Annotated in this window: 24 protein-coding genes; 9 read left to right on the plus strand and 15 right to left on the minus strand. The window is 71.8% G+C overall.

Annotation, left to right across the window (positions count from 1 at the left end):
• Positions 1-14: 14 nt before the first annotated feature.
• Positions 15-1,466 (minus strand): thioredoxin family protein, encoded by a 1,452-nt coding sequence (locus WMF12_RS25005; protein WP_437849585.1) that lies wholly within the window; start codon positions 1,464-1,466, stop codon positions 15-17.
• Between the two features lie 170 nt (positions 1,467-1,636).
• Between WMF12_RS25005 and WMF12_RS25010 the strand changes: the two genes are divergently transcribed.
• Both WMF12_RS25010 and WMF12_RS25015 read left to right on the plus strand, forming a co-directional pair.
• Positions 1,637-2,302 (plus strand): hypothetical protein, encoded by a 666-nt coding sequence (locus tag WMF12_RS25010; protein ID WP_437849587.1) that lies wholly within the window; start codon positions 1,637-1,639, stop codon positions 2,300-2,302.
• 132 nt (positions 2,303-2,434) lie between these two features.
• Entirely contained in the window at positions 2,435-3,187 is a 753-nt protein-coding gene (locus WMF12_RS25015; protein ID WP_437849589.1) for a hypothetical protein, read from the plus strand.
• Positions 3,188-3,582: 395 nt separating this feature from the next.
• On the opposite strand, the gene WMF12_RS25020 is transcribed toward WMF12_RS25015, so the two are convergent.
• The 8 genes from WMF12_RS25020 to WMF12_RS25055 form a co-directional block, all read right to left on the minus strand.
• Complete coding sequence (locus WMF12_RS25020; protein WP_437849591.1) at positions 3,583-4,044, minus strand: hypothetical protein; 462 nt, start codon at positions 4,042-4,044, stop codon at positions 3,583-3,585.
• Positions 4,045-4,435: 391 nt separating this feature from the next.
• On the minus strand, positions 4,436-5,389 hold the full coding sequence (locus tag WMF12_RS25025; RefSeq protein ID WP_437849593.1) for a LysR family transcriptional regulator: 954 nt from the start codon (positions 5,387-5,389) through the stop codon (positions 4,436-4,438).
• Positions 5,390-5,755: 366 nt separating this feature from the next.
• Positions 5,756-5,938 carry a hypothetical protein gene (locus WMF12_RS25030; protein WP_437849594.1) on the minus strand — a complete coding sequence of 61 codons (183 nt, stop codon included), beginning with the start codon at positions 5,936-5,938 and terminating at the stop codon, positions 5,756-5,758.
• A gap of 241 nt (positions 5,939-6,179) precedes the next feature.
• Complete coding sequence (locus tag WMF12_RS25035) at positions 6,180-7,232, minus strand: LacI family DNA-binding transcriptional regulator (RefSeq protein ID WP_437849596.1); 1,053 nt, start codon at positions 7,230-7,232, stop codon at positions 6,180-6,182.
• A 239-nt stretch (positions 7,233-7,471) separates the two neighbouring features.
• Positions 7,472-7,669 carry an MYXO-CTERM sorting domain-containing protein gene (locus WMF12_RS25040; RefSeq protein ID WP_437849598.1) on the minus strand — a complete coding sequence of 66 codons (198 nt, stop codon included), beginning with the start codon at positions 7,667-7,669 and terminating at the stop codon, positions 7,472-7,474.
• A 170-nt stretch (positions 7,670-7,839) separates the two neighbouring features.
• Positions 7,840-8,178, minus strand: a complete 339-nt coding sequence (locus tag WMF12_RS25045) for a hypothetical protein (protein ID WP_437849600.1) — start codon at positions 8,176-8,178, stop codon at positions 7,840-7,842.
• Positions 8,162-8,998, minus strand: a complete 837-nt coding sequence (locus WMF12_RS25050) for an alpha/beta fold hydrolase (RefSeq protein ID WP_437849602.1) — start codon at positions 8,996-8,998, stop codon at positions 8,162-8,164. The genes WMF12_RS25045 and WMF12_RS25050 overlap by 17 nt, the downstream gene beginning before the upstream one ends.
• 52 nt (positions 8,999-9,050) lie before the next feature.
• Positions 9,051-9,965 carry a LysR substrate-binding domain-containing protein gene (locus WMF12_RS25055; protein WP_437849604.1) on the minus strand — a complete coding sequence of 305 codons (915 nt, stop codon included), beginning with the start codon at positions 9,963-9,965 and terminating at the stop codon, positions 9,051-9,053.
• A gap of 75 nt (positions 9,966-10,040) precedes the next feature.
• On the opposite strand from WMF12_RS25055, the gene WMF12_RS25060 reads away from it, so the two are divergent.
• From WMF12_RS25060 to WMF12_RS25075, 4 genes are all read left to right on the plus strand, one after another.
• On the plus strand, positions 10,041-10,868 hold the full coding sequence (locus WMF12_RS25060; RefSeq protein WP_437849606.1) for a type 1 glutamine amidotransferase domain-containing protein: 828 nt from the start codon (positions 10,041-10,043) through the stop codon (positions 10,866-10,868).
• Between the two features lie 384 nt (positions 10,869-11,252).
• A complete protein-coding gene (locus WMF12_RS25065) occupies positions 11,253-13,298 on the plus strand; it encodes an OPT family oligopeptide transporter (protein WP_437849608.1) in 2,046 nt (681 codons plus the stop codon).
• A 646-nt stretch (positions 13,299-13,944) separates the two neighbouring features.
• On the plus strand, positions 13,945-14,181 hold the full coding sequence (locus WMF12_RS25070) for a hypothetical protein (RefSeq protein WP_272093661.1): 237 nt from the start codon (positions 13,945-13,947) through the stop codon (positions 14,179-14,181).
• Between the two features lie 319 nt (positions 14,182-14,500).
• The gene (locus WMF12_RS25075) at positions 14,501-15,424 is read left to right on the plus strand and encodes a LysR substrate-binding domain-containing protein (RefSeq protein ID WP_437849610.1); all 924 of its coding nucleotides are present in this window, start codon (positions 14,501-14,503) and stop codon (positions 15,422-15,424) included.
• Positions 15,425-15,500: 76 nt separating this feature from the next.
• Here WMF12_RS25075 and WMF12_RS25080 read toward each other — a convergent pair whose 3' ends face one another.
• Positions 15,501-16,727, minus strand: coding sequence for a PAS domain S-box protein (locus tag WMF12_RS25080; protein ID WP_437849612.1), 1,227 nt, complete (start codon positions 16,725-16,727; stop codon positions 15,501-15,503).
• A 666-nt stretch (positions 16,728-17,393) separates the two neighbouring features.
• Here WMF12_RS25080 and WMF12_RS25085 point away from each other — a divergent pair.
• From WMF12_RS25085 to WMF12_RS25095, 3 genes are read left to right on the plus strand one after another with little or no spacing between them, the layout of a single operon-like run.
• Positions 17,394-18,263, plus strand: coding sequence for an ABC transporter ATP-binding protein (locus WMF12_RS25085; RefSeq protein WP_437849613.1), 870 nt, complete (start codon positions 17,394-17,396; stop codon positions 18,261-18,263).
• On the plus strand, positions 18,256-19,089 hold the full coding sequence (locus WMF12_RS25090; RefSeq protein ID WP_437849615.1) for an ABC transporter permease: 834 nt from the start codon (positions 18,256-18,258) through the stop codon (positions 19,087-19,089). Before WMF12_RS25085 ends, WMF12_RS25090 begins: the two co-directional genes overlap by 8 nt.
• A gap of 57 nt (positions 19,090-19,146) precedes the next feature.
• Entirely contained in the window at positions 19,147-20,076 is a 930-nt protein-coding gene (locus WMF12_RS25095) for an aldo/keto reductase (RefSeq protein WP_437849617.1), read from the plus strand.
• A gap of 32 nt (positions 20,077-20,108) precedes the next feature.
• Here WMF12_RS25095 and WMF12_RS25100 read toward each other — a convergent pair whose 3' ends face one another.
• From WMF12_RS25100 to WMF12_RS25120, 5 genes are all read right to left on the minus strand, one after another.
• On the minus strand, positions 20,109-21,053 hold the full coding sequence (locus WMF12_RS25100) for an alpha/beta fold hydrolase (RefSeq protein ID WP_437849619.1): 945 nt from the start codon (positions 21,051-21,053) through the stop codon (positions 20,109-20,111).
• Positions 21,050-21,682: a TetR/AcrR family transcriptional regulator gene (locus WMF12_RS25105; protein ID WP_437849621.1), complete on the minus strand. Its 633-nt coding sequence runs from the start codon at positions 21,680-21,682 to the stop codon at positions 21,050-21,052. Before WMF12_RS25105 ends, WMF12_RS25100 begins: the two co-directional genes overlap by 4 nt.
• A gap of 321 nt (positions 21,683-22,003) precedes the next feature.
• On the minus strand, positions 22,004-23,311 hold the full coding sequence (locus WMF12_RS25110; RefSeq protein ID WP_437849623.1) for a hypothetical protein: 1,308 nt from the start codon (positions 23,309-23,311) through the stop codon (positions 22,004-22,006).
• Positions 23,250-24,299 carry a matrixin family metalloprotease gene (locus tag WMF12_RS25115; RefSeq protein WP_437849625.1) on the minus strand — a complete coding sequence of 350 codons (1,050 nt, stop codon included), beginning with the start codon at positions 24,297-24,299 and terminating at the stop codon, positions 23,250-23,252. Before WMF12_RS25115 ends, WMF12_RS25110 begins: the two co-directional genes overlap by 62 nt.
• Positions 24,300-24,314: 15 nt before the next feature.
• Complete coding sequence (locus WMF12_RS25120) at positions 24,315-26,165, minus strand: hypothetical protein (RefSeq protein WP_437849627.1); 1,851 nt, start codon at positions 26,163-26,165, stop codon at positions 24,315-24,317.
• Between the last annotated feature and the right edge of the window lie 86 nt (positions 26,166-26,251).

Here is a 26,251-nt window from a genome sequence, read left to right on the forward strand (position 1 = left end):
AGACGCCACCGCTGTCAGCGCTTCTTCTCGCCGCGCTGGGCCTTCTCCGCCTCGGCGAGCCGCCGCCGCGCGTCGTCCAGGGCCGCCTGGCTGGCGTGGCCCTTGGGGAGCGCCTCGTAGCCGGCCACCTCCTCGCGCAGCGTGGCGATCTGCTCCGCGCCCCGCCCGAGCCGCTGCTGGATCTCCGCGCGGAGCTTCAGGTAGCGCAGCCGGCGCGGGCCATAGGCGCGGCCGATGGCCCGCTCCACCGCGGCGAGCGCCTCCGCCTCGCGGCCCATCGCGTGGAGCACCTGCGCGAGCCGCGCGGGCGGCTCGTACGAGGCGGGCATCTGCGCCTCGCGCTGCGAGAGCATCGCGACCGCCTCCTCGCCGCGGCCGAGCGCGATATACGCCATGGCGCGCCCGTAGTCGTATGCGGCCGCCGCCTCGGGCGTCTTCGCCTCCTTCGCGGCCCGCTCCAGCACGGCGAGCTTCGACTCGCTCGCAGCGCGGGCCCCGCCCGCGTCGCCGAGCGCCTCGAGCCCCTCGGCGAGCAGGCCCCACGCGTCGGCCCTGTCGTCCGCGCTCGCGTCCGCGGGCGGGCTCGCGACGATCGACCGCAGCCGGGCGACCGCCGCCTCGCGCGCGGCCCGCTGGGCCTTGCCGCCGGGGAGCGCCGCCGCGCAGGAGAGCAGGACGCTCGCGAAATCGGCGGGCAGCGCCGCGCCCTTCACCTCGCCGACGTGCGCGCTGCCGAGCTCCGCGCACGCCGCGGCGTCCTTCTTGCGGTAGAGCGCCGAAAGGAGGCCGAGCAGCGCCTCGCTGCGCCGCGGCCAGGCCTCTCCGCCCCGGGCCAGGGCGCGCCGGTAGGCGGACACCGCCGCGGCGTGGTCACCCGCGCTGTGGGCCCGCTTCGCCTCGACCAGCAGGCGGTGCGGATCGTCCGCGGGCAGCGCCGAGGCAGCCTGCGAATCCATCGCGAGCAGCGCCTCGCGGATCAGCTCGCGCAGCTCCTCGACCGAGGCAGCGCCCCGCCAGAGCCCGATCACCTCGCCGCCCGCCGGCTCGAGGACGAAGAACGTCGGCCACACCGTCACCTCGTGCCGCTCCAGGAACGGCGCGCTCTCCGGTCGATCCGTGTCGACGTCCGCGAACACCACCCGATCGGCGAACGGGCGCAGCGACGGATCGGTCAGCACGTAGTGCTTCATGCTCAGGCAGGTGTGGCACCACGGCGCCCACGCATCGACGAACAGCGCCTTGCCCTCGGTCCGGGCCTTCTCGCGCGCTCGCGGCACGTCGTCGTGGATGAACTCGAGCGGCGGCTGCGCGGCCGCCGGCTCCGGCCCGGCAGCGGGCGAGGGCGCCGCGGCTGGCGGCGACGGCGCGGCGGCCGGAGGCGCCGGCGCGCGTGGCGGCGGCTCGGCGGCGCAGGCAGCGAGGGCGGCGGCGGAGACGAGGGCGGGGAGCAGGGCCAGGGCACGCACGGCCAGACAGGGTAGCCGAACCGCGGCGAGCTCGCCCTCGCTGCGACAGGCGAGCGCGGCACCGGGACCGAGCGCGGCACCGGGACCGGATCGCGGCGTCGCTGGCAGGCGCCTCCGTGCGTCGACAAGGCGCTCCCCGACAGCCGCAAAGCTGGTACAGTCCCGCCGCAGTGAACGATTACGCGGGTCGGTGCGGCAGCTGCGCGGCATTCACCCGGGCGCACGACGATCCAGCGCGCGGCCGCGTCGGCGAGTGCGCCCTCGAGGTGTACCCGCCGCCGATCAAGGCGACAGCGACGTGCGCCCGTTACCGTGCCAAGGGCGCGCCTCCGCCGCCACCGCCACCCCGGGCGGCGGGCCAGCCGCGCGGCTCCGGCGTCAGGCCGCGGGCGCCCGAGCGCGCCCCGTCGCCCGAGCGCCGGCCGAGCGCGGCGCCGCAGCCCTTCCGTTCGCCGCTGCCAAGGGAGATCGACATCGACATGGATATCGACGAGTTCCGCCGTGTGCTGCGCGAGGTGCTGTCCGAGGAGCTCGGCGTCGGCCGCGCGGAGATGGGCGGCCGCTGGGAAGGCGGGGAGATCGTGCTCCGGCCCGGGAAGGAGGGCACGGCCGAGAAGCGCATCCCGCTCGACGTGTTCTTCCACAAGATCGTGATGCTCCGCGACAAGCTGCGCGTGCTGGAGCAGAAGATCAACGGGCACGAGGGGCTGAGCGACGCGGAGAAGGTCCAGCTCCAGGCGTACATCACGGGCTGTTACGGGACGCTCACGACGTTCAACGTCCTCTTCGCGCGCCGGGAAGACGGATTCACAGGCAGCGGCCGAGACGGCGACTGATACCCCATTTGCCCTGCGCCGAGAGCGCCACGGCTCCCCCTCTCGTGCCTCGTGCGGGCCATGGGGGCCTGATCCCTCGCTCGGCCCTCCGCTTCGGCCTGCTGGGCCTGGTCGCAGCGCTATACTTGCCCCGTGTTCCGTTCCGATCGAGACGCGCTCGCGGGCAAGCTCGACGACGTTCAGGCCGAGAACGAGCGCCTGCGCCGGCAGAACGAGGCCATGCGTCACGCCCTGCTGGCGCAGCGCGTCGGCGGGCAGCCTGTTGCCTCCAACACGTATCGCGGCGGCGTGGCCCGGCTGGGTGCCGGCGAGCGGGTCGCGCTCGCGCGGCATCAGCTCGAGGCGTTTCCGGTGTGGGCCACGGCGCTGCTGCACATCGTGACGTTTGGAATCGTGTCGTTCATCCGCTTCAACGCGATGCACGCCCAGCTGCCCCGGGCCGAGCGCGACGATCCGTCCGTGGGGAAGGCCATCGGCCTGCACCTGGCCCCGTACTTCAACTACTACTGGATCTTCTGGAACGGCCTCCGGCTCTGTGATCGCGTGAACCTGCAGTGCCGCCTGCGGGGCATGCCCGACGGCGTACCGCGGGGTTTGGTCATCGCGGCGTGCGTGGCGAGCGTCATCCCGTACATCCAGCTCCTGGCCGGCCCGATCACCTGGCTGTTCGTCGCCATCGCCATGCAGCGCACGGTGAACCGGATCGTCGAGCTCGACGCGCGGACCACGAGGGAACGCGTGGAGCCGGTCGACGCGGGCGCTGGCGTGTTCGGCGTGCGGTTCCCTGCGGTTCAGGCGCTGCCGTTACCGGACGACGTCGCCGTCCAGGCGGAGGCGGAGGCAGAGGCCGCGGCGGCGATCGCCGAGCAGCGGCAGCGCCGCTAGAAATCCCGCCAGAGAAGGCGGTCGATGACGAGCGGTCGCCTGAAACAGTAGAGATTTTCGTACCTCCCGCCTGTTTCGCCGCCGAAGGCGGCTTCGGCGTGGCCCAACGGGGCCCCCTCTTCCGCCGCATCGCCCGCGGTGAAGGTCCGCGGCATCACCGATCGGGGTCGGCGCCTGGCCCGGCGGCGCAGCGCGGAGGGACTCTCCTTCGCTCTCCGCCCTGCTGCCGGGCCCTTCGATGCGCTGCCGCCTGTTTCGGGATCGTGCCTGCGTCCCCGCTCTCTTCCGGCTCAACGATTGGCCGCTCTGCCGCGGGCCGCGCTGCTGCGCGGAGCGAAGCTGCGCGGACCGTCAGTCAGCAGCCGCGTGTTCGGCGGCGTGCCCGGCCATCGTCGTCACCCGAGGCACGCGTCCGACAGCGTGCCATCATGGGCAGCGGTAAGCTCGTCCATCGTGCAGTTGCTACGAAGCCATAGTGCAAGCTCGTGGTTCAGTCTGCGCAGCTCCCGGAGATTCGCATGGCCGAACTCGCACAGCTCCGCGATTGCGGTTCGGTCCGAGATGTTTCGGGTCGTGAAGGCGACGACGACCCGACGCACGCACTCGTCCAGCGTGCCGAAGTCCTCATTCGTGAAGGTCGCCCACTTCTGGTACGGGCTTCCGAGACTGGAATTCTGAAGGTATGGCTCGGTCAACGTGAGCGGGAAGTAGTGGCTCAAGGCCAGCTCGGCAGCGTTCGCCATATCCCCAAGCAAGTGGTAGACGACGAGCGCCAGCGAGCCACAAGGGCGCCCCCGCGCTACCGTGCTGATGCGGATGACGTACTCCGAAAATGCGGGGAGCCCTTCAAGCATCATGTTCCTGCTCTGTGATGTCGTACGAAACGGAGCTCTGCGAGCGCGAGGAGCACGATGGCGGGCTTGGTCATCCGATCCTCCTTCCGAACAGAGCGGGCGGCCGAACGACCGGGCTTGCTGCCACGGCGGCTTGCTCACACCTCCGGCGCCACTGGCAACCCGAGCAGCCTCCCTGTCGCCCGGTCAAGGGCGGCGTAGCCGCCGAGCGCAGCGAGGGAACCCTTGACGGGGTCGAGCACTTCAGCAAGCTCGACGCGCGGGGCAGACGCCTTCCCGCTCGGCTGGACTGCCCGAGGGCACCAGCAGTACGGGCACGCCAGCGCGCAGCGATCCGACCGTCATGCCCCCTCTAATGCCTATGATGCCTCATCCCATCTAGAACATCCCCGGATCAAGCCGCGCCCCTTCGGACCAGGGCCCGCAGGCGCGGCGAGAGGGCGCGGCCCGAGAAGAAGAGGTCGCGGAACCAGCGCTGCGCCGGGTCGTCGTCGTGGCGCTGCGACCACACGGCGACGACCTGGGCGGAGGGCAGCTCGAAGGGGGGCGCGAACACCCGAAGCCCGAAGAGCTCGCGGGCGCGCTGGGCGACGCTGCTCGGGATCGTGCAGAGGAGGTCGGAGCTGCGCACGGCGAGGGGCGCGGACATGAAATGAGGCAGGCGCAGGGCCACGCGCCTGGTCTTGCCGAGGCGGGCCAGGGCGCGGTCGACGGCGCCGTCGCGGTGGCCCTCGACGCTGACGAGGACGTGGCCGAGGGCGACATAGGTGTCGAGATCGAGGCGGCGCTTGATCGCCGGGTGGCCTTTACGGGCCACGACGGCGAAGGGATCCTGGTAGAGCGGGGCGCGGCGGAGGCCTGCGGCCGGCACGGGCTGCGAGGCGCCGACAAGGGCCAGATCGATGTCGCCGAGGACCAGCGCGGGGGTGACGCCAGGGGAGAAGCGCTCGATCTCCAGGCGGACGAAGGGGGCGTGTTCGCCCAGGTGGTCGAGCACGTCGGGCAGCGTCGTGAGCTCGAAGTAGTCGACGGTGGCGACGCGGAAGGTGCGCGCCGAGGTGCGCGGATCGAAGGGCTCGGGGGAAGCGAGGGCGCGGCGGAGGTGCTCGAAGGCGGCGGGCAGCGCCGCGCGGAGCTGGAGCGCGCGCGGCGTGGGGGTGAGACCGCGGCCGAGGGGGACGAGGAGGGGATCGCCGAAGAGCTCGCGCAGGCGCGCGAGGGAGTGGCTCATCGCCGACTGGCTGACGTGGGCGCGGCGCGCCGCGGCGCTGACGCTGCCCTCGACGAGCAGCGCCTCGAGGGCGGGGAGGAGGTTCAGGTTGATGCTCCGTAGTTCGATCTCGCTCATGCCTGGCATGAGATACATCCCATTTTCCTCATGGGTCCAGCGACAGGACGAGCACCTTCCGCTCCCGGGGCTCCACCAGCCAGAGCAGGTCGAAGAGGGGCGCGCGCGTCGACCTCCCCGTGGGGTGACGGTGCTCGGTCGCGGCGGGCGACGTGGGCGGGCCGATCGGGCACGGCGACCTCCCGCGGTCGTAGGCATGACGCTACCGGCGCGAGCTCGCTCGCCCCTCCGCTGCTGGAGCAGGCTGCCGCGCGCGAGGGGACCGCGCTCCGCGATGTCCGGCTCGCGATCGACCAGCTGTGCAAGGGCGAGGCGCGTCCCCGCTCATCCGGGGACACCACCTTCGCCGAGTTCGCTGAGCGGCTGCTATCTGGCCAGCTTGCCGAGCAGTACCCGCTGCATGTGAAACCACTTCGACATCCGGAACAGCACCGACATGAGCTGAATCATGCTCTGGGAGTGCTCGGCCCCGTCCCTCTTCCTCGCTTCACGGTCGATCACGCGGATCGCGCGGTCTCTATGTTGCCGGCACATCTCGAGATAAGGCATCGCAAAAGTTATTCACCGGATACTCGCGCTCGCGACCTATCCGGCGCGTATCATCGCCAACAATCCGTTGCCACGTGGATGGGTTCCCAAGGCGGACAACAACAAGGCCCAAAGCCCCCTATACCCCGACGAGGACAAGCGCCTCATGGCTGCGGTGGATATTCCACTGTCTTATCGGATCTATTACGGGTTTATGATCCGTGAGGGGATGCGTGCAGACGAAGCTGGCAGGCTGGAGCGCTCATCGGTTCCGGGGGACCGCGGCGGTGCTCTTGCGCAAGACCAGCTCGGCCTCGACCACGACGCGCGAGCAGGAGCGGCGGCCGCTCTCGATCTGCCCGAGCAGCAAGTGGAGGCACCTGCGCCCCAGCTCGGAGAAGTCCTGGCGGACGGTGGTGAGCGGAGTCGTGAAGTAGGCCGCCTCCGGGATGTCGTCGAAGCCGACGATGCTGATGTCCCGCGGCACCGCGCGTCCGATCTCGTGGAGGTAGCGGAGCACGCCCAGCGCCATCTGGTCGTTGGCCACGAACACGGCGGTGACGCCTGGCGTGCGCGCCAGCTGCGGGGCGAGCTCGTAGCCCGAGCGCGCGCTCCAGTCGCCGCGCAGGAGAGGCGGCGGCTCGACGCCCGCGGCCTCCAGCGTCGAACGCCAGCCGTCGATGCGCTGCTCGGCCTCGAGCGAGTCGGTCGAACCGGCGATGTGCCACACCGTCCGGTGACCCAGGTCGAGGAGATGGCGCGTCGCGGCAGCCGCGCCGCCGTGCTGGTCGACGGCGACCACCGGGACCGAATCGTCCGGCCCACCCTCGACGGCGACCACCGGCACGTCGGAGGTGACGTGGCGGAGCGCGTCCACCGCCGACCGCAGCGGGGCGATGACCATGATGCCGTCGGCGCCCTGATCGCACAGCCCCTTCACCGCATCCACCACCGGCGCGCGGCTGAGCGATTTCAGGCTGACGACGCTGACGCCGTACCCGGCGTCGTGCGCCGCCGTCTCGAGCCCGTGGAGCGTCGACGCCGGGCCGTAGTGCGTCGTGTCGAAGCTGACCACGCCGAGCGTCCGCGAGCGCCCGGTGACGAGCGCCTGCGCCACGGAGCTCGGGCGGTAGTCGAGCTGGCGGATCGCGTCGAGCACGCGCTCCCGCGTGTCCCGATGCACGTGGGGGCTGTCGTGCAGGACCCGCGAGACCGTCTGGTACGAGACGCCGGCGAGCTTGGCCACATCGACCATGACCGCGGCCCGGCGCCCGCCTCTCTTGATGCGCCCCTCGGGAGGAGAGTTGTCGTCCATCGGGGCCAAGCTTAGTCGCGCGCGGGGGGAATGGGATCGACATCCACCACGACCGCGCCCCGGCGCCCGCCTCTCTTGATGCGCCGCTCGGGCGGAGCCTTGCCATTGGCCGGGCTCGATCTCGGCGGCGGAGGGGCGGATCGGCGTGAACGTCCCCGGTCGGGCCTCGTCCTCCGGCGTTGCCCTGAGTGGGTCGTCAGCCGCCGGTGGTCGCGCCGCTCGCCTCGAGCCGGACACGATCAGCCCCCGCACGCGTCGGCGACCCAACTCCCACCTGCCTTTCGCGCGCGCCGCTGCGCCACGACCGCGCCCAGCGCGACCAGGGCGGCGACCGCGCCCGCCGGGGAGCTGGGCCCCGATTCGACCCGGCAGGCGCGCCCGCCCTCGTCCTCGCTGGCGTTGTCCGCAGGGGCGGCGCCAGCGTCGCCCGTGGCCATGGCGCCGGACGGAAACACTGTCGCACCACAGAGCGATGATGCCACGATGAGGACCTCACGTTGGATCGATATTGTGCTCATGACCATTCTTCGACCTCGCTGCTCTCCCGGAGCTTCGTCAGGTGTCGCCAGACAGCTGGTCTCGGAGGTGATCTCGTCGATGAACCGCTTCACGGTGGCGGCGGACAGGTCACCCGTGCCGTGGGCCTGGCAGCCAATGGCGTCGATGGGGGCGCCCGCCTCCTCGAGCCGGCAGCCTTGAGCGCTTCCCGATCGACCACGCGTCCGCGATTGGCATCGGAACCGCTGGCCAATACGGAGGATGACGGTCGCTCCCTTTGCGGGCTGTTTTCGCTGGCATCCTCGACGAGATCGAAGCCCTGTTGTTCGTGACCCGCGAACTGCTCGGCCTTCAACCACGGGCCCGCCCAGACGCGCTCGTCCTTGTAGTCGGCGCCATCGATCTTGCGGTAGCTGGTGAACTGATACTTGTCATGGGCTCTCTTCATCACAGGCCCCACCCGGCTTGTTCGCGGCGTTCGTGACGGCGAAGTTCCAGACCAGGGTGAGCAACGCTTCGGGGTTCTCGACCTGTGGGAGGTGGCCAGTGTCGGCGAGGAGCTCGAAGCGGGCGCCGGGGATGGCCGCGGCGTAGGCGCGGCCGTAGTCGGGCGTGCTGATACGGTCGCTGTCGCCCCACACGATGAGGGTGGGCACGGTGATGGCGGACAGCCGGCGGCGCAGGGTCGGGTCCATCATGCTGCCGCCGTAGATGCGCAGGGCGGCGAAGTTGCTGGCGATCGAAGCCTCCATTGCGGCGCGCTGGGCCTCGCTGAGGCGGGTCACGTCGATGCGGAAGCGCGCGGGGTCGTGGTAGCTCCGCTCGGCGAGCTGGCCCTTGGGCAAGCTGAACACGTCGGCGATGGGCTGGTCGGCGACGTCGATGCCGACAGCATCGACGAGGACGATGCTGCGGATGCGGTGACTGCCAAGCAGCGCAAGCTCTGCGGCGATCCAGCCGCCGATGGAGTTGCCGACGACGGTGACGTCGGTGAGGTCGAGCTGATCGAGCAGGGCGCGGTAGAGCCGGGCGAGGACCGGAATGCTGTCCAGCCATTCCGGTCGCGGGGTGCCGCGGAAGCCGGGGTGGGTGGGCGCGATCACCCGGGCGTGTTCGCGCCTGGCGAGGGCCTGGGCGAAGCGGTCCACCGACTGAGGGCCGGCGCCGCCGTGCAGGAGCAGGATCGGCTGCCCGTCGCCGTGGGCAGCGACGGTCACCTCGGCAGGCCCGCGGTCGGGCACAGTGACCGTGTACATCGTGGTGGTCATGAGAAGGTCCTCTCGGATCGGATGATTCAAGGAGCAGGCCGCGCTCATGCCCTCACTTCCCGCGCGCCGCCTCGCGCTCGATGACGAACGCCTTGAGCGCGCGGGCGGCGGCCGACAGGACGGTGCCTTTGGGGTGAATCAGCGAGAACGGCCGGCTCGCGCCTCGGAACGGCGCGAGCACTTGCACCAGGGTGCCGCGCGCGACGTCGTCCTCGACAAGGAAGTCGTACGTCTGCACGAGCCCGACGCCGGCCCGCGCGAGGCTGATGATGCCGAGCACGTCTTCCGAGCACCGGTAGTGGGCGTCGAGGACGAGCGTGGTCGGGCCGGGGTGGAAGACCCACGGGAGCGCCCGACCCGAACGCGGCATCTGGAACGCGATGCACGTGTGCTTCTCGAGATCGGAGGGCGAACGCGGCGCGCCGTGGCGGGCCAGGTAGCCGCTGCTCGCGTAAACGCCGAGCGCGAAGTCACCGAGCTTGCGGGCGACGAGCGTCCTGTCGGCGATCGCTCCCATGCGGATCGCGAGGTGGTGACCCTCGCGAACGAAGTCGACGTTCTGGTTTGACACGTGGATGTCGACGCGTATGCCGGGGTAGCGCTCGCGAAACACGCCGAGGGCGGGGAGCAAACGGTGGTGGCCGAACGTCGTCGGGGCGCTGATGCGCACGAGCCCTTCAGGGGAGGAGCGCTCGCTCGCGAGCTCGCGCTCACCCGCGGACAAGAGCGCGAGCGCCTGGGTGCACAGCTCGTAGTAGCGGCGCGCCTCGTCGGTCGGCGCGAGGCTCCGGGTGGTGCGCCGGAAGAGCGTCACGCCGAGCCTGCGCTCGAGCCGCGCGACGCTCCGGCTCGTCGCCTGCGGCGTGACCGCGAGCAGCCGCGCGGCGCGGGTGAAGCTCCCCGTCTCGTAGGTGCGGCAGAACGCCTCGACGTTCGGGAGCGTGCCGGCGAGCGAAGGTGCGACCATTCTCAACACCCTAGTACAAATGCTTCGCCCTGTCGTCGTCTACCGGGCTCGCGCCGGAGAGCCTAGGAGTTGGATATGACCAATCCAGATCGCCACCCCGGGCGCCGCGCGGCGTTGACCACGCTGCTCGCCGCCCTGTCCGCCGTCTCATCCGGGTGCGCGGGCGGCAACACGCCCGACACCGCTCACCCGAACCAGGCGCAAACCGAGGAGAAGAACATGACGCAGCGGGTGCTCATCGCCATGACCAGCCACGACAAGAAGGGCGCCACCGGGGAGAGCACGGGCGCCTACCTGCCCGAGATCGCGCACCCGTACGCGGAGTTCACGAAGGCGGGGATCGCCGTCGACTTCGCCTCGACCCGCGGCGGCCGCGTGCCGCTCGACGGCCTCGACAAAGTCGAGCCGGCCAGCGCTCCGTTCCTCGACGGCGGCGCGCTCGCGGGGCGCCTCCACGCCAGCACGCCGGCGGACCGCGTCGACCCGTCTCGCTATGCCGCTGTCTTCTTCGCCGGCGGGCACGGCACGATGTGGGACTTCCCCGAGAACGAGGCGTTCGCGCGTGTCGCCGCGAGCATTTACGAGCGCGGCGGCGTCGTCGGCGCCGTGTGCCACGGGCCCGCGGCGCTCGTGAACGTGCGCCTCTCGTCCGGGCAGTACCTCGTCGCCGGCAAGGCGGTGAGCGCGTTCACGAACGAAGAGGAGCGGGCGGTGAAGCTCGACGCCGTGGTGCCGTTCCTGCTCCAGGATCGGCTCGTCGAGCGCGGCGCGCTCTTCCAGCCTGCAGCGCCGTGGCAGAAGCAGGTCGTCGTCGCGGAGCGCCTCGTGACCGGGCAAAACCCTGCGTCGGCCGCGGGCGTCGCCGAGGCGATGGTGCGCCTGCTCCCTCCAGAAGCGCGTTGAGGGGTCATACGCCCGATGCGCTCCCCAGGTCCGGCGATTGGGCTCCGTGCCCACGGCAGGCCCCCGTGGAGGGAGCGCGTCGCGCGGGGAGGTCCCAGAGCGGGTATCCGAGGCCGGTGCGACGTTGAGGACGACAGGGACGCTCCGCGGCGTTGAGACGGCCTCCGGCCGGGCCCGCGAAACGCGACGGCGGGCGCGCTGGGCGCGAGCCTCGTGACACGGAGCCAGCAATTCCGCCGCGCCATGGATTCGCCGGGATCGGCCGCGGGCGCGGGGGCGGCGGCGCGAACGGGGAATCGGCGAGATCTGCGCCGTAGGCGCTCGCCGAAGAGATGCACGGCGCGTCGCCCACCATGGTACAAGGTGCGAGGAGGTCGCCGCGCAATGGCCATCAAACAGCTCACGCCAGAGCAGGTTCACACCATGTCGCTCGAAGAGAAGGACGCATGGTGGCTGAAGAACGTCTACCGCGGCGACATGCCCCAGCTCACGTGGCGCTCGGCGATCACGGGCATGCTCCTCGGCGCGTTCCTGTCGCTCACGAACCTGTACATCGGCGCGCGCACCGGCTGGTCGCTCGGCGTCGGGATCACGAGCGTGATCCTGGCCTTCGGGCTCTTCAAGGTGCTCTCCAGGCTCGGCCTCGGCAGCGACATGACCGTGCTCGAGAACAACGCGATGCAGTCCATCGCGACGTCGGCCGGATACATGAACGCGCCGCTCTTCACGAGCCTCGCGGCCTACTCGATGGTCACGACGACGATCATCCCCATGGGCCAGGCGATGATCTGGATGTTCGTCCTCGCCATCCTGGGCGTGCTCTTCGCCTTCCCGATGAAGAAGCGCTTCATCAACGACGAGCAGCAGCCCTTCCCCGAGGGGATGGCCGCCGGCGTCGTGATGGACGCGCTGCACGAGAGCGACGAGAAGGAGGGCCTCTTCAAGGCGAAGCTCCTCCTCGGCGGCGGCCTCCTGAGCGCCGCGCTCGAGCTCCTCCGCGACGACAAGGTGATGCGCGCGCTCTTCGCGCTGAAGAACATCCCGCATTACTACGACGAGTTCCTCTATGGCGGGCGCTTCGCCGATCTGCTCAAGCGCTCGGGCCTCTCGCCGGCCATCCGCGGCACCCCCCTGAACGAGCTCACCATCCGGTTCGACACGAGCATCATCTTCGTCGCCACGGGCGGCCTGATGGGCATCCGGACCGGCGTGTCGCTCCTCCTCGGCGGCATCCTCAACTACTGGGTCCTCGCCCCTCTGCTGATCGAGCGCGGGATCATCCTGCCGAAGAACGGGCATTTCGGGTTCGGCGCGATCACCCTCTGGGCGCTGTGGGGCGGCGTCGCGTGCATGACGACGTCCTCTCTCTACGCCTTCTTCTCCAAGCCCAAGGTGATCATCGACGCGTTCAAGGGCCTCACCAAGAAGGGTGGAGCGACCGACGTGCTCGCGGACATCGAGCTCCCGGTGAAGCTGTCGATCATCGGCATACCCATCGTCGGCGTGGTGATCGTGGTGCTCGGGCAGCTCTGGTTCGGGATCTCCTGGTGGCTCGGGGCGCTCGCGATCCCGCTCGTCTTCATCTTCTCGCTCATCGCGGTCAACTCGACGGCCATCACGGCGATCACCCCGACCGGGGCGCTCGGCAAGCTGACGCAGCTCACCTACGGCGCGCTCGCGCCGAAGAACATCACGACGAACCTGATGTCGGCCGGGATCACCGCCGAGGTCGCGAGCAACACAGCGAACCTGCTGATGGATATCAAGCCGGGCTACATGCTCGGCGGCAAGCCGCGCCACCAGGCGATGGGGCACGTGCTCGGGACGGTCGCGGGGCTCGTGCTCTCGGTGCCCGTCTGGTACCTCGTTCTCATCCAGGGCGACATCGGCCGCTACGGGACGGAGCGGCTGCCGGTCCCGAGCGCGCTCACGTGGAAGGCCGTCGCCGAGGTGCTGATGAAGGGGCTCGATTTCCTCCACCCGACGGCCAAGTCCGCGGTGGTGGTCGGGGCGATCATCGGGATCCTCGTCGAGATCACGAGGCAGGTCACGAAGAACCGATTCCCCCTCTCCGCGGTCGCCCTGGGGCTCGCGTTCATCCTCAACTTCACCGATATCTGGTCGATGTTCCTCGGCTCGTTCCTCTTCTGGCTGCTCGAGCGGCGCGCCGCGCTCTGGCACAAGAAGCGCGAGCAGGAGACACGGCTCAGCGAGACGGCGCCGGGCGGGCGCTCGGACGCGCCGCCCGCGCGGCCCTGGTACGCGCTCGCCGCGGAGAACACCGAGGCCATCTGCGCGGGCGTGATCGCCGGAGGCTCGCTGATGGGCATCGGCCTCAGCGTGCTCGGCGTGCTCGTGCTGCCCGACGTGCTGGAAGCCGAGAGCCTCACCAAGGCGCTCAGGCAGATCCTTCATTTCCTCCCGAAGTGAAGCGCTGGCGGCCGACGGGCGGGCCCATCCGGCTCGCTCGCGGCCGCCTGCTGAGCCCGATCCGGCGCGCGGGCGTGCTCGGGACGGCGCCTCGCCACGCGAGCGCACGCGGAGGTGGAGGTGCGTTGGCGGCGCGCCGCGCCGGCCCCAGCCATGCAGCGGCGCCTCACTGTGACAGGAATGCGCGCCGTGGAGGGCCGCGGCGAGCGCGTACTAGGCCGCGCGGGCGCAGCACGTCGCGCTGTCGAGCCGCTCCGCTCGGAAGCGCTCGTGGCGCGGTTCATGCAGCCTTGTTTGCACCGCGTCAACACGAGGTCAGCCAAGGACGCGCGAGGAAAGAACCGTCCATGCCGGTGAATGCGCCCCCCTCCCGAGGAACGCCCAACCCCGAGCCCGTCGGCGATCCCGGACGGGGTCCGCCGGTGCAGGATCCGGCGCCGCGCGAGCCTCCGCGGCGCGATCCCGATCCTGGCGAGCCGGCGCGTCGGGATCCCCCGCCCCCTCCACCGGCGCCCGGAGAGCGCTCTCCGGAGATCGAAGACCCGCCGGCGCCAGGGCAGCCCCCCAAGGAGCCCGGGGTGATCGCGAGGGCCGGCCGCGCTCGGCGCGCGGCGCAACGTCATCCCCTAACCGTCGAGAGGTTTCCATGAACACGTGTGACTGCTGCGGCAACAGCTACGACAAGGCATTTCAGATCATGGTGGGCGGCACGAGCTACACCTTCGATTGCTTCGAGTGCGCGATTCACAAGCTCGCGCCCGTGTGCGCCCACTGCGCCTGCCGCATCGTGGGGCACGGCATCGAGGCCGGCGGGGCGTTCTACTGCTGTGCGCACTGTTCCAAGCAGGAGGGCGTGGAGGGGGCGATCGATCGGGTGGCCTGAGCCGCCGCCGGGGCGCCGGCGGCGCGCGGCCCGCCGTTCGCGTGGCCCCGCGGGTCGATCTGCGCGATGTCGTACCGCGCGCTCGGCGGGGTCGACCCGCCCTGCGCCGGGGGCGTCGCCGCGAGCCGATCTGCGACCAGGGTGGCGGCCAGGATGAAGAGGAGCAGCGCGACGCCCGTGTGCCCGCGAGCCTGCGTGAGCATGAATGCCTCCTTCGCGGCGAGGCGGTCGCCTCGCGCTCCAGAAAACTAGATCCGGGACGCGCGTGTGATAATGCTGGCCCGCCGACGAGGATTGCGTCGCGGAAGGAACGAATGGGATGGATCCGGCGGGCGGTCACCTCGGTGAGATGAGGGCGTTCCTCGAGGTGGCGCGACGGCAGAGCTTCTCGGCGGCGGCGAGGGCGCTCGGGCTCACGTCGTCGTCCGTCAGCAAGCAGGTCGCGCGGCTGGAGGAGCGCCTCGGCGCGCAGCTCCTCCGGCGCACCACGCGCCGCGTGAGCCTCACGGAGGCAGGGAATCTGTACGCAGAGCGCACAGACCGGATCCTCTCGGACATCGAGGAGGCGCAGCGGGCGGTCGCGGATCTCGACGGGACGCCGCGCGGGACGCTGCGCATCTCGGCGCCCACCGTCCTCGGCTCGATCCGCGTCGCGCCCGCGGTGCTGGCCTGTCGCGCGAGGTACCCGGAGCTCCGCATCGATCTCGACCTCACCGACCGCATCGTCGATCTGGTGGCCGAGCGCATCGACGTGGCTGTGCGCCTGGCCGCCGAGATCTCCCCTGCTTCCCTCGTCGCGCGGCGGCTCGCCGACGACCTGCGCGTGCTCTGCGCGAGCCCGCGGTACCTGCGGCGCCACGGGACGCCGCGCTGCCTCGAGGACCTGGCCGACCACGACTGCATCACGCTCAACCTCGAGCCTGTCGCCCGGTGGACGCTCGTGGGCCCCGAGGGCGAGCGCGTCGTCCCGGTGAGCGGCACATTCCGCTCCAGCGACACGATCACGCTGCGCGACGCCGCGGTCGCCGGCGTCGGCCTGGCGAACCTCCCCGATTACGTCGTCCAGGATCAGCTCGAGAGCGGCGCGCTGCGGCGCGTGCTGCCGGAGTACGGCGCCTCGAAGCGCGCGAGCTTCGCGGTCTATGCGGCGCCCGCGCGCGCCGCGGTCCGCGTCGTCGTCGACGCGCTGGCCAGGGCGATGGGGGCCGCGGAGACGGCGAAGCCGACGGCGCGGAAGCCGTGAGCCAGCGCGGCGATCGTGAGGGAGCGCAGGGGAGCCGAGGGAGCGCCGCGCCGGAGCGGTCGTCCGCGCGGCGCTGTCACGCGGGCCGCGGAGCAGCGCCGTGGAGCGAAGCGTGCGCCGCGCCGGCCGCGCGCTCCTTGCTCATCTGACGGATGCAGTACTGGAGCGCCGCCCGGAGGTTCCCGAGGGTGGTGATGTTGGCCAGATCGAGCCCGAGGCTGACGATGGTCTGGGCGACGTTCGAGCGGATGCCCGCGACGATGCCCTCGGCGCCGAGCAGCCTGATCGCGGCGACGAGATCGAGGAGGTAGCTCGCGGTCTTCGTGTCGACCAGCTCGACGCCGGTGAGATCGAGGATGGCGAAGCGCGAGCCCGTGCGGACGATCGCATCGAGCAGGGTGTCCATCACCTCCGCTGTCCTGGCGCTGTCGAGCACGCCGATCATCGGCAGGGTCAGCACGCCGTCCCACACCTGGATGATGGGAGTCGACAGGTCGCGGATGACCCGCTGTTGCCGCTCGATGAGCTCCAGCCTGGACCGGAGCTCCTGCTCGGTGTTCTTTGGCTTGCTGATATCGAGGGTGAAGCCGACGACCGAGAACACCTCGCCCTGCTCGTCGCGCATGGGGACCTCCCAGTTGTCCCAGAACACCCCGTGCGTCAGGGACTCCGAATGGCTCGCTTCGCCCGCGAGCGCCCGCCGCAGCACCTCGCACCCGTGCGGGTTGCTCGCGTAGAGGTCGAACACGTTCTTGCCGATGTGCGCGCCCTGCTGGAGCCCGATGCCCTCGAGCGCCTTGCCCTCGTGGCACGTGAAGATCCCCTCGCGGTCGATGGCCCAGACGATGATCGGGAGCGACTGCGTGATGGCCTTCAGGATCACCTCTCTCTGATGGTGGCGACGAGCCTGCTCGGTCCGCTCCGTCACGTCCTGCCCGAACACGCCGACGCCGATGACCTCTCCGTGCTCGTCGAGGATGCGCTCGTGGCGCCACTCGACGCTCAGCACGGCGCCGTCCTTCCTGGCGTGGCTCCACACCCGGGGGGCCGCCCCGTCCTCCGCGAGGAGCTGCTGCCACCCGTCGGGGCTGCCGGGCGCCCACAGGAGCTCGTCCACGCGCTGGCCGAGCGCCTCCTTCCGCGCGTGGCCGAGCAGGCGCTCGGCCGCGCCGTTCCAGTCCTCGATCGTGAGCTCCTTGCCGTACTGGACGATCGCGACCGGCGCTCGCTCGAAGAGGCGTGCGCGCTTGCCCGCGAGTTTCTCGGCGTCGATTTCTCCCGATGACGTGGTGGCGGCGGTCATGGGGTGGAAATTTACCCTGGGCGTTCGCGCACGTCGAAATAACTGCCATTCGTCTTCGTCGGACCATCCGCAGACCGCCCTGGGTTCGTAAGGACGGATCCACTGTTGCTGTAGCAACACTCCGCGAGCAAGCGCCTGCTGCTCCAGCAGCAGGCCGCCATCTGTTATAGCGGATTTGCGTCTAGGGAGCCGGCTCACGCTTGGTACGGGGCGTGCTCAACGCCAGCGGAACGGTCGAGGATGGCGCTCCACGACCGCGCCTGAATGGGCCTCATCGCGGTGCGACGGTGCGCACCGGATTGCGGGATTTGCGGTCGTTCTATGCTGGATGGGCTCGACTTTCCTAACGCGTTTGGACCTCTTCGTCCCACCCCCGACGGCCGCCATCCCCTCGCTGAGATCGCCTGGCGGAGCCTCGCCGCGCTGCTGCTCGCGCTCGCCTCGCTCGGCTGGTCAGCGCTGAAGTGCTGGCGGAGCGCGGGCGTGGCCGGCAAGGGGGGCTCATCGGCGAGAGCGAGCTCCAGGTGTGGATCGGCTGGCTGGTGAGAACGGCGAGCTCAAGCAGGTGCGGCGGAGCGAGCTGTACACCGACGAGTTCAACCCGTTCTGGAAGGGCGGTCCGTGAAGGGGCCCCACCCTCGTCGAGGTTCGGGAGCAGGAGGAGCCATGAGCAACAAGATCCAGTTCCACAATGTGAGCAAGACATTCGCCGTCAAGGGGCCGGCCGGCGCCAAGGAGAGCGCGCGGTTCACGGCCATCGAGGACCTCAACCTCGACGTGAGGGCCGGCGAGCTGATGGTCCTCGTCGGGCCGAGCGGGTGCGGCAAGTCGACGCTCATCGATCTGCTCGGCGGCCTGTCGAAGCCGAGCAGCGGCAAGCTCCTGCTCGACGGCAAGCCGATCACGGGCCCGGCCCTCGATCGAGGCATCGTGTTCCAGCAGTACGCGCTGTTCCCGTGGCGGACGGCGCGCGAGAACGTCGAGTTCGGGCTCGAGGCCAAGGGCATCCCGGAGAGCCGGCGCAAGGAGATCGCCCAGGATTACCTGGATCTGGTCAGCCTCTCCGGCTTCGAGGATCGGTATCCGCACGAGCTGTCGGGCGGCATGAAGCAGCGGGTGGCCATCGCGAGGAGCCTCGCCTACGACCCGGAGGTGCTGATGATGGACGAGCCGTTCGCGGCGCTGGACGCGCAGACGCGCGAGTCGCTGCAGGCGGAGCTGCTCCGGATCTGGGAGAAGTCGCGCAAGACGATCCTGTTCATCACGCACAGCATCGACGAGGCGGTGTTCCTCGGGCAGCGGGTCGCGATCATGACGTCCCGGCCCGGCCGGGTGAAGCGGGTCATCGATATCCCGGAGGAGATCCGGGGCTATGAGGACGCGCGGTCGACTCCGGAGTTCGGCAGGCTGCGGCACGAGATCTGGACGCTGCTGCGCGAGGAGGTGCTGAAGGCCGAGGAGCAGGAGCGGAGCAAGCGGCAGAAGCGCGCGGCGGAGAGCCGCCCCGTGGCGGGCGTGGTGGCGGTCAATGGCTAGCCTGGAGCAATCGATTCCGCTGCCCGAGGAGTCACAGCAAGGGCAGCTCGTGGGCGACGCGTCCCGGTGGATCGGCCGCGCCATCGCGCGCTCGGGGATCCTCCTCGCGGTCGCCGCCCTGTGGGAGACGGCGCCGCGGGTGGGCCTCGTGGAGGGGGCGTTCCTCCCGCCGCTCTCCGAGGTGCTGGGGACGGGGTGGCAGCTGCTCCAGAACGGGCAGCTCCTGAGCCACATCAAGGCGAGCCTGTCGCGCTCCCTCGTCGGCTTCACGCTGGCGATCTCGGTGGGCGTGCCGCTCGGGCTCGCGATCGGGTGGTACAAGGGCGTGGCGGACGCGCTCAATCCGCTGCTCGAGGTGCTGCGCAACACCGCGGCGCTCGCGCTCCTGCCCGTGTTCCTGCTGCTGCTCGGGATCGGGGAGTCCTCGAAGATCGCGCTCGTCATCTACTCGTGCACTTGGCCGATCCTGCTCAACACGATCAGCGGGGTGCGCGGGGTCGATCCGCTGCTCATCAAGTCGGCGCGCACGATGGGGCTGTCGCCGCTCCAGCTGTTCCGCAAGGTCATCCTGCCGGCCGCGGTCCCGACGATCTTCGTGGGTATCCGCCTGGCGGGCGCGTACTCGCTGCTCGTCCTCGTCGCGGCGGAGATGATCGGGGCCAAGGCGGGGCTCGGATACCTGATCATCTACGCGCAATACAATTTCCAGATCCCGAGCATGTATGTCGGCATCTTGACCATCACGGCGCTCGGGCTGACGTTCAATCACCTGCTCATGCGCGTCGAGCGGCGGTTCACGTCGTGGAAGGTCGCCCCGAAGGAGTGAGCCCAGGCCCGGCGTGGGCGCCGTGACGATCACCGTTCATCGAGGGAGAGGACCATCGTGAATCGAATCATCCTGGGCCGGACCGGCCTCGAGGTCAGCGTGCTCGGCCTGGGTGCGGGCGGCGACAGCCGGCTCGGGTCCGGGCGCATCGCGGAGGCCGAGTCGCTCCGGCTCGTCCGTGCGGCCATCGAGCGCGGCGTGAACTTCATCGACACGGCGGAGGCGTACGGGACCGAGGGGCTCATCGGCAAAGCGCTCCGCGAAGTGCCGCGCGACCGCGTGGTGCTCTCGACGAAGAAGACGACGCGCCTCGAGGCGCCGCTCCGGCCGGAAGACGTGGTGTCGTCGCTGCATGCGAGCCTCGAGCGGCTCGGCACGGATCACATCGACGTCTACCATCTGCATGGCGTGCTGCCGGATCAGTACGCCGATCTGCGCGAGCGGATCGTCCCCGTGCTGCTGCGCCTGCGCGAGCAGGGCAAGATCCGCTTCCTCGGCATCACGGAGGCGTTCGCCGCCGATCCGACGCACGCGACGCTCGAGCAGGCGCTCCGCGACGATGTGTGGGACGTCGTGATGGTCGGGTTCAACCTTCTGAACCAGTCGGCGCGAGCGCGGGTGTTCCCGCTGACGCGGGCGAAGGACATCGGGACGCTGATCATGTTCGCGGTCCGGCGCGCGCTGAGCCGGCCCGATCGGCTGCGGGAGCTGCTCGCGGATCTGGCGGCGCGCGGCAAGGTGTCGCCCGAGCTCGGCGACGAGGGGCTGGACCGGCTCCTGGAAGGAGACGAGGCCTCGTCGCTCCCGGACGCGGCGTACCGCTTCTGCAGGGACGAGCCCGGGGCGCACGTGATCCTGTCGGGGACGAGCAGCGTGGAGCACCTCTTGGAGAACGTGCGCTCGATCGAGGCGCCGCCGCTGTCGGCGCGGGCGCGCGAGCGCCTCATTCAGGCGTTCGCGCAGGTCGACGACGTGTCGGGGCACTGAGGGGCGCGCGCAGGCGGGAGCGCGGCGGAGGGTCACGCGACCGGCGCGGCGAGCCCGGGCGGCGCGGGGGGCGGCGCGACGTCGGCGGCGTCACGCGCGGCGTCGCTCCCGAGGAAGCGCGAGATCCGCTCGCAGAGCCGCGCGCGGAAGGCGTCGTCGGTGGGGGGCGAGTGGCGGCACCCCTCGAGCAGCTCGGTCTCGGCGCGCGGCAGGAGCTCCTTCGCGCGGGCGAGCAGCTTCGCGCCGGGGAAGCTCACGTCGTCGTCGGCGCCGAACACGAGCGCAGGCCGCGTGAACCCGGCGAGGGACGCGGGCGTGGCGAGCGGCGGCGGGCGGAAATCGAGCCGGTAGCCGCGCACGGCGTCGCCGAAGTAGGAGCACCACATGTCGTCGTGCGTGGAGAACAGCCCGGAGACGAGGCGCGCGAGGCGCTCTTCCGAGGGGAAGGCGCGGTAGAGGGCCATCGGGATCGCGATGCGGGTGAGGCCTTGCCACGCCGAGCCCGACACCAGGGCGGCCGGCACGATCAGGACGAGCCGGTCGATGCGGGCGGGCGCGACCTGGGCCATGCGCAGGGCCGCGAAGCCGCCCCAGCTCACGCCGAGGAGGTGGACGCGCGCGAGGCCGAGCGCGTCGAGGACGTCGGTGAGCCACTCGGCGTAGCCGGGTCCGTCGATCGGCAGGCGGACGTCGGCGCTCTTGACGGACTGGCCGATGACGTCGACGACGTGGACGCGGTAGTGCGCGAGGAGCGGGCCGAGCTCGGGCATGAGGTGCGCGGAGCTGGCGAGCGCGCCGTGCAGGCAGACGAGCGGCGGGGCGTTCTCGGGGCCGGCGCTGAGGACGTGCGTGGCGCCGAAGCGGGTGGAGACCTCGCGCGATCGGGTCGGGACCGGGAGCTTCTCGTGGAACCTGTCGAACCACGCCGCGATGCGCGCGCGCGCCTCTGGACTGCGGAACATGATGGATGACGTCATCGAGCCCTCCTGACGTTGGCTGCGGGGCGGAGGCCGCAGAGGTGCTGAGCGACGAGCCGATCGAGCAGGGCGATGGGCGACGGGTGCGCGCCCTGGGCCCAGGCGATCAGCGCGAAGTAGTAGAAGGAGAAGAAGGCGACGCCGAAGAGCGCGGGGTCGGCGTCGTCGGCGACCTCCCCCTGCGCGCGGGCGGCGTTGAAGAGCTCGACGACGCGGCCGTGCACGGCGGCGACCTGCTCGGTGAAGCGGGCCTGCCAGGGCGGGTCGGCGAACAGCGCGTCGCGGAGCAGCGTCTTCGAGAGGGCCGGCCGGCGGGCGTAGTACGCGAAGAAGGCGGCCCCGAGCCGGTGGAGCCGCTGCTCGAGGGAGCCGGGCTCCTCGTCGCGGACGGCCTCGGCCGCGGTGGCGGCGAGGTCGTCGAACAGCGCGGCGTGGAGCAGGTCGCGCTTGTCGGCGAAGTGGAGGAGGACCGTGCCGGCGGCCACGCCCGCGTCCGCGGCGATGGCGCGGACGTTGGCGGCCTCGAAGCCGTGGCGCTCGAAGTGGTCGCGCGCGGCCTCGAGGATCCGGGCGCGCGTCGCGTCTTTCTGGGCGTCGCGCCGACCGGATCTTTGAGTGAACGCGTTCACTGAACGAGTTCATTACATGGGACAGAGCGGTGCACAAGGGGAATCGAGCCCGAGCCCGGCACGCAACGGGGTTGAGGGCGTCCGCCACGGGGTTGAGGGCGCCCCGACCGAGGTTGAGGGCGACCCGACCGACCGAGGTTGAGGACACTTCGACCGAGGTTGAGGGGACCTACCGAGGTTGCGGGCGACCGACCGAGGTTGCGGGCGACCGACCGAGGTTGAGGCTGTTCAAGGTCGAGGGCAGGTCGTCCGACCCAGGTTGAGGGCGACCCAGGTTGAGGGCACCCGAGGTCGTACGCAGGCGGCGATCGCCGGTACGGCTCAGCCCGCCGCGGGCGCCTGCTGCGCCTGGGCGCGCGCCCGGAGGCGCTGCTTGGCGGAGGGGCCGCCGGCGTGGCGCACCGAGGCGACGGCGCGATCCATCGCGTCCTGCCAGTAGCGCGCGACGTCCTCGCGCTCGGTGAGGAGGGCGTCGATGGGCCCGTGGTCGGTCTCGATCTCGACCGCGAACCGGTCGCCGCGGGGCAGCACGCGGATGTCGCGGACCTCCCCGGCGGAGATGGCCGCCCCCAGCCGGCCCTCAGGGCGCAGGTCGATCGCGCCGGTGCGGCTCACCCAGGGGGCGACGACGAAGCGGCCCGGGCCGAACGACACGACCGGGGCGGAGCGCGCCGCGTAACGGGACGAGAACCTGGCGACGCCCAGGAAGGCGTAGCCCGCGAGCGAGAGCAGCGCGGCGGCGCTGCCGACGCCGATGGCGATACCGCTGTCGCCCGCGGAGACGCTCCGCATGACCTGGATCCAGAGCGCGAGCGCGCCGAGCAGCAGCGCGGCCCCGATGAGCGCGTTGCGGGCCGCCGAGCCGCGCGGGCCGTGGCTCGCGTGGTCCCGCAAGACGAGGAGCTCGCCCTCGCTCCGGATCGCGAACCGCGACAGCGCGGCGGCCGGCAGCGCTGGCGGTGGAGTCGGGGCAGGCTCCGGGAGGGACCGCGGCGCGATGGCGCCGGGCGGCTCGGTACCCCGCGCCGTTTCCAGCGGGACGCCCAGCGCGGCCGCGAGCGGCGCCGCCACCGCCTCGACGAGCGCCTCCGCCCGCGCGGCCTCGAGATCCTGCGCCTCGGCGACGAGCAGACGCCGCGCCGCCGTGACGCGCGCAGGCGCGGGCGCGGCGAGAGCGAGCCAGGCGGCGACGTACGTCCGCTCGCGCGCGCATGTGGGGGCGCCGCAGCATGGGCGCCGCTCCGAGATCACCTGGACGCTCACCGCGTCGCGAGGCTCGGCCGTGCCCTCCCCGGCCCCGCCGGCGCCGCCTGCCTCGGGCCGCGCGTGGCGGGCGCCCGCGAGCCTCAGCGGCGCGAGCCGGAGGACGCTCGCGCCGCGCTCGATCCGGAGCCATACGGGGTCCCGCGGCGCCGGGCCGAAGCCTGTATCCTGCTCCCGCCGCGGCGCGCCAAGCTCGGGCGCCGCCCGGAGGATCAGCGGCGCGCCGCCGCCCTCCGCCGAGAGGACACGCGCCGCCCCGGTCGGATCGCCGAGCGGATCGAGGGCGAATACGGAGCTGTCGGCCTCAAGGGAGCGGAGGGCACGCGCGACCTCCGCCTCGAACGCTGCGGTGCTCGGCTCGGGCATGGCGGGACGTTTGCCCCGGCTGCGCTGGGTTGTAAAGCGCACCCGTCCGCGCGACAACGCGGGGGGCGCGCTCTCCTACCCCGCCCGATCGCTGCCGCTCGCGCAGGGTCCGGCGCGGCCGCCGGCCCCAGAAGGCCAGCAGCGCGCCGAGCGCCGTCATCGGCAGGGCGCCGGGAGCGATCGGCGGCTGGCCAGCGCCCGAGCAGGAGCAACCGGCGTCGCCCTCGGCCTCGTCCACATTGCCGCTCTTCGGCCTGTCCCCGCTCCCCGACGCCGCGCCGCCCGCTCCGCCCGAGGCCGCCATCGCGCCCGCGCCGGAGCCGCCGCCGCCCGAGCTCGCGGCGCTCGTCCCGGCGATCGGGTAGAGGGCGCAGACCCCTTCGATGTCGTCTTCCTCGAGCGTGCGCGCCGACGTGCCGCCCGGGTAGAACCCCAGCATCGTCGCGCCGCGCACGCTCGTGTGACCCAGGCCGAGGAAGTGCCCTTCTTCGTGCGTGGCGATCGATCGCACATCGATGCAGTCTCCATCGCCCGTGTCGTTCCAGCAGAAGCCGACGTTGTTGAAGATCATGTCGGCCTCGCCGATGACGGCGTCGGCATCCCAGACCGGCATCGTGACGGCGATGACCGAGTCGGCTTGCCCGAGCTCGCCAGGCCAGCCGTCGCTGATCCAGAGGAACACGCTCTTGCCGTCGTCGAAGTCGTAGCCGTCCCCCGTGTCGCCGAGGAGCTCGGCCTCCCACGCCGTGCAACCGGGGCTCGACCAGGCCGCGAAGCCGGCCTCGATGCTGGCGGCGGCGAAGCCGGAGAGCGGCCCCGGGATCGTCCCCCCGTTGATGTGGTAGCGGGCCGGCAGCTCGCGCCAGCGGGGGACGACATCGAGATCGAGCGGCGCCCACGCGGCGGCCTCGCGGGCCCCCGCGAGCGGCGCCAGCGCGGCGGCGAGCGGGGCGACCAGGGCGAGCGCGGCCCTGAAGCCTCTCTTCATTCCCCCATCATCGGCTCATCGGTCCTGCGGGACCACCTCGAGCTCCTCGGGCGCCGCGCTCCCCTCGAGGGGCAGCGTCACCTCCACCCCCTCGTGCACCGGAAGGGTCGCCGCGACGGGCCAGGAGCGCGGCGCGCTGCCCTCGCCCGCCGCGACCTCGCGCAGCGTCACGCCGCGCGCCGGATTCACGCCGCCGTTGAAGAGGCACGCGCGCAGCCGCCCCTCGACGACCGCGGCCGAGCACGGGATGACATCGGCCGTCGCGCGCCGGATCCGGCCGAGCATCGCCTCCTCCGCGGGTGCGGCGGGCAGGAGCGACACGAGCGCGTCGCGGGCGCGCGGGTCGCGGAGCCAGGCGAGCATCATCGCCGCGTGGATGCGCACCACGCGGTAGCGCGCGCGCGTCAGCTGGAAGAAGGCGTCGGGCGACGCCACGCCGGTCTCGCCGTCGAGCATGCCCGTCACGCCCGGCTCGATCTTCACCTCCGTCCCGGGCGCCTCGACGTGCCACTTCACCGCGCGCCCCGGCCCGAGCGCGCCTTCCCAGAACAGCCCGCGCTCGGTGATGCCGGCGCGCTCGCCGCGGCGATCGCGCCGCGCGAACGTGAGCAGCACGCGGAAGTCGCTGACGGGCGCGCCGCTGTTGTTCACGACCGCGAGCTCGAAGTCGTAACGGCCGCGCGCGGGCCGCGTCGCGCCGCCGTCCCGGCCAGCGTCGCCCGGCTCTGCCCCGGCGTCGCCCTGCTCCCCGGCGGCGTCGCCCTGCCCCGCGCCGGCCTCGCTCTCCGCGTCGTCGTCCGCGCGGTCCCGCCGCAGAATCGGCGCGATCACCCCGGCGCCGTCGTCCGGCCCGGTCGATCCGAGCAGGCTGAGGATCGGCACCCCCGCCCGCCAGAGCGGCGAGTCGGCGCGATCGCAGAGGCAGTGCGGGAACGACGGCTCGGCGCGCTCCCGGACCTCGCTCGCGAGGAGCGCGGCCGTGGCTCCCCGGGTCGCCTGCCCGACGCCGCGCGCCGCCTGCCGCTCGGCCGGCGGCTGATCGCGAGGGGCCGCGAACCGCTGCACGAACGCCATCGTCGCCACGATGCCGATCACCGCGAGCGCCGCGGGCACGAGCACGCGGGCCCGGAGCGGGAGCGCGTCGATCCCCTCCTCGACGCCGCGCCTTTGTTCGCGCCCCGGCCGCTCGCCGAGCGGCGTCGGGCGGGGCGCGAACACGGGCGCAGCCGGCGAGCCGGGGGACAGGGCGGCCGCGAGCCGCTCCGACGCAAAGCCCATGCGGCTCGACATCTCCGCCACGAGCGCGTCGCGCAGGCGGTCCGAGGGCGGCCCTCCCCAGGTCGCGAGCCGCGCGACGAAGCGCAGCGCGAGCCAGGTCGCGAGCGCGACGAGGCACGCGAGCGACGCGGTCCCGAGCGGGCCGCTCGCGAGATAGTCGGGGGACAGGGCGGCCGCGAGCACGCCGAGCGGCGCCGGCGCGATCCAGCTCGCCATGCGGGCGTTGAGGCGCGCGCGGTAGGCGCTCTCCATCGCCTCCATCGCCGCCGGCGAGGTCACGCCGGGCACGCCGGGCAGATCGCCCTCGAAGCGCGCGAGGACGAAGCAGTTGTGCGGCGAGCACGCGGACGGATCGAGCGCCACGCAGAGCGCCTTGCCGCGCCGGAAGAGACCGCGGATCGCGGTGTAGGGCACCCCGAAGCGGACCGGCGCCGCCACGGCGCCCAAGGCGAACCCCTCGGCGTAGCCGGCGACCCGGACCAGCTCGACCTCGAGCTCCGCCTCGGCGCAGGTGAAGCGCACCGCGCCAACGGCATTGGCGCCCCCCTCGGCGATCGCCAGGGCAGCGACGGAGAACGCGCGAGCCAAGGTGGCCGCACCCTAACCGCGCGGGCCGGAGCGCTGCAACGGAAACCCGGACGGCCGGGAGGCCCCGTGCGCGTCGGGTGACCGTT

It is taken from the genome of Sorangium sp. So ce363 (assembly GCF_051520435.1).
Lineage (GTDB): Bacteria > Myxococcota_A > Polyangia > Polyangiales > Polyangiaceae > Sorangium > Sorangium cellulosum_B.

Bases quoted from the DNA above. Each gene is read 5' to 3' on its own strand.
- WMF12_RS25020 (WP_437849591.1), bottom strand. From the start codon at position 4,044: ATGATGCTTGAAGGGCTCCCCGCATTTTCGGAGTACGTCATCCGCATC.
- WMF12_RS25025 (WP_437849593.1), bottom strand. From the start codon at position 5,389: ATGAGCGAGATCGAACTACGGAGCATCAACCTGAACCTCCTCCCCGCC.
- WMF12_RS25030 (WP_437849594.1), bottom strand. From the start codon at position 5,938: ATGCCTTATCTCGAGATGTGCCGGCAACATAGAGACCGCGCGATCCGC.
- WMF12_RS25035 (WP_437849596.1), bottom strand. From the start codon at position 7,232: ATGGACGACAACTCTCCTCCCGAGGGGCGCATCAAGAGAGGCGGGCGC.
- WMF12_RS25040 (WP_437849598.1), bottom strand. From the start codon at position 7,669: ATGGCCACGGGCGACGCTGGCGCCGCCCCTGCGGACAACGCCAGCGAG.
- WMF12_RS25045 (WP_437849600.1), bottom strand. From the start codon at position 8,178: ATGAAGAGAGCCCATGACAAGTATCAGTTCACCAGCTACCGCAAGATC.
- WMF12_RS25050 (WP_437849602.1), bottom strand. From the start codon at position 8,998: ATGACCACCACGATGTACACGGTCACTGTGCCCGACCGCGGGCCTGCC.
- WMF12_RS25055 (WP_437849604.1), bottom strand. From the start codon at position 9,965: ATGGTCGCACCTTCGCTCGCCGGCACGCTCCCGAACGTCGAGGCGTTC.
- WMF12_RS25060 (WP_437849606.1), top strand. From the start codon at position 10,041: ATGACCAATCCAGATCGCCACCCCGGGCGCCGCGCGGCGTTGACCACG.
- WMF12_RS25065 (WP_437849608.1), top strand. From the start codon at position 11,253: ATGGCCATCAAACAGCTCACGCCAGAGCAGGTTCACACCATGTCGCTC.
- WMF12_RS25070 (WP_272093661.1), top strand. From the start codon at position 13,945: ATGAACACGTGTGACTGCTGCGGCAACAGCTACGACAAGGCATTTCAG.
- WMF12_RS25075 (WP_437849610.1), top strand. From the start codon at position 14,501: ATGGATCCGGCGGGCGGTCACCTCGGTGAGATGAGGGCGTTCCTCGAG.
- WMF12_RS25080 (WP_437849612.1), bottom strand. From the start codon at position 16,727: ATGACCGCCGCCACCACGTCATCGGGAGAAATCGACGCCGAGAAACTC.
- WMF12_RS25085 (WP_437849613.1), top strand. From the start codon at position 17,394: ATGAGCAACAAGATCCAGTTCCACAATGTGAGCAAGACATTCGCCGTC.
- WMF12_RS25090 (WP_437849615.1), top strand. From the start codon at position 18,256: ATGGCTAGCCTGGAGCAATCGATTCCGCTGCCCGAGGAGTCACAGCAA.
- WMF12_RS25100 (WP_437849619.1), bottom strand. From the start codon at position 21,053: ATGACGTCATCCATCATGTTCCGCAGTCCAGAGGCGCGCGCGCGCATC.
- WMF12_RS25110 (WP_437849623.1), bottom strand. From the start codon at position 23,311: ATGCCCGAGCCGAGCACCGCAGCGTTCGAGGCGGAGGTCGCGCGTGCC.
- WMF12_RS25115 (WP_437849625.1), bottom strand. From the start codon at position 24,299: ATGAAGAGAGGCTTCAGGGCCGCGCTCGCCCTGGTCGCCCCGCTCGCC.